Source organism: Streptomyces alkaliphilus, from assembly GCF_014141535.1.
In the GTDB taxonomy this organism is placed as follows: Bacteria; Actinomycetota; Actinomycetes; order Streptomycetales; family Streptomycetaceae; genus Streptomyces; species Streptomyces alkaliphilus.
On record NZ_VKHT01001031.1, the window covers coordinates 1 to 1,720 of the forward strand.

Sequence of the window (1,720 nt, forward strand, 5' to 3'; positions counted from 1 at the left end):
GACCGGGGACGTGCCGCCTCCGGGGGCTCAGTCGCCCAGCCGCTCGTCGGGGCCGGGCCGCACACCGCGGGCCCAGTCGGCGGCCGGCATGGGCTTGCGGCCCTGCGGCTGCACCCACAGCAGTTCCAGGGGGCCCGAACCGGTACCCACGTGGACCGCCCGTCGGCCCACGACGATCGCCCCGGGAGCGGCGGCGGCCGCGGCCTCCGGCGCGGGTCCGCCCGGGCCGTCCGCGCGGGAGCCGGCCGGGATCGCCTCCCGGATCTTCAGCCGTTCGCCGCGGAAGAGCGTCCAGGCACCGGGGGCGGGTGAACAGCCGCGCACGACGCGGTCCACGCGCAACGCCGGGGCGTTCCAGTCGATCCGGGCGTCCCCGACCCCGAGTTTGGGCGCCGTGGAGACCCCCTCCTCGGGCTGCGGGACGGCCCGCAGGGTCCCGTCCCCGATCCCGTCCATCGTGGCGGCGAGCAGGCCGGCGCCGGCGAAGGCCAGTCGGGTGAGCAGGTCACCGCTGGTGTCCCGGGGACGGATCTCCTCGGTGAGCACCCCGTAGGTGGGCCCGGAGTCCAAACCCTCCTCGATGAGGAAGGTGGTGGCGCCGGTGATCTCGTCCCCGGCCATCACGGCGTGCTGCACCGGTGCCGCTCCCCGCCAGGCGGGGAGCAGGGAGAAGTGCAGGTTCACCCACCCGCGGGCGGGGATGTCCAGGGCCTCCTTGGGCAGGAGTGCCCCGTAGGCCACGACCGGACAGCAGTCGGGGGCGATCTCGCGCAGACGGCGCAGGAAGTCGGGATCGCGCGGGCGTTCGGGGCGCAGGACCTCCAGGCCGGCCTCGGCGGCGCGTCGCGCGACGGGGCTCTCGACGAGGTGTCGTCCCCTCCCGGCCGGGGCGTCCGGCCGGGTCACCACGGCCACCACCTCGTGCCGTTCCGCTGCCAGCAGGGCGTCCAGGGCGGGTACGGCCACCTCGGGGGTGCCGGCGAAGACGAGCCTCATCGTGCGGGGGTCACCTCGAAAGGGGTCGGCGGGGCGGGCCGGACGGGAACCGGCGGAACGGATGGGACGCACCGTCACGGCGCCCCGGTCACCCGGACGCCGTGCGGGTGGACAGTCTACGGCTCCGGGGGCGGACGGGGCGCGCCGACCGGGAGCGCGGACAGGGGCGCGCACCCAGCCGTTCGCGCCCGATCCGGGCGGTGGGCGTGACCCCGGCGCCGGGTGCGGCGTTGGGCACCGGGAGCAACCGCACGGGGGGACGCCCCCGGCGGCGCCGTCCCCCGTTTCCCCCAATCGGTTGGAGAGGCTTGTCGATGGCCGACCACACCACCGCTGACGCCCGGGCCCGGGCCAGCCTGCATCTGCTGGTGCGCGACATCGAGCGGGTGCGCCGCCAGGTGGACGCGTTGCGGACGCTCACGGCGCAACTGGGCAATGTGTACCGGCCACGTCGCGGCGGACCGTCCTCCGGCTTCGTCGTGTACGGCCGGGCCCCCGCGCCCACCGTGCGCCTGGCCAGGGAGTTGCGGGACAACGTGGAGACCCTGGTGACGGCGGCGGTGGATTTCGACCGTTCGCTCGGTTTCTCCTGGGACTCCGTCGGCTCGGCCCTGGGGGTGACCAAGCAGGCCGTGCACCGGCGGTACGGGAACCGACGGACGCCGGGGGCCGGGGCGATCGGCCGACCGGCCGGGAGTACAGGAGGCCGGGTGGCGGTCCGCTC

The 1,720-nt window shown here is 76.2% G+C and carries 2 protein-coding genes; one reads left to right on the forward strand and one right to left on the reverse strand.

Annotated elements, in window-relative coordinates; all coding sequences use genetic code 11:
• Window positions 1-27: 27 nt before the first annotated feature.
• Window positions 28-996 carry a methionyl-tRNA formyltransferase gene (fmt, locus tag FNQ90_RS22150; protein ID WP_182607968.1) on the reverse strand — a complete coding sequence of 323 codons (969 nt, stop codon included), beginning with the start codon at window positions 994-996 and terminating at the stop codon, window positions 28-30.
• Between the two features lie 314 nt (window positions 997-1,310).
• On the opposite strand from fmt, the gene FNQ90_RS22155 reads away from it, so the two are divergent.
• The coding region (locus tag FNQ90_RS22155; protein ID WP_228471486.1) for a hypothetical protein at window positions 1,311-1,720 on the forward strand (410 nt) is incomplete at its 3' end.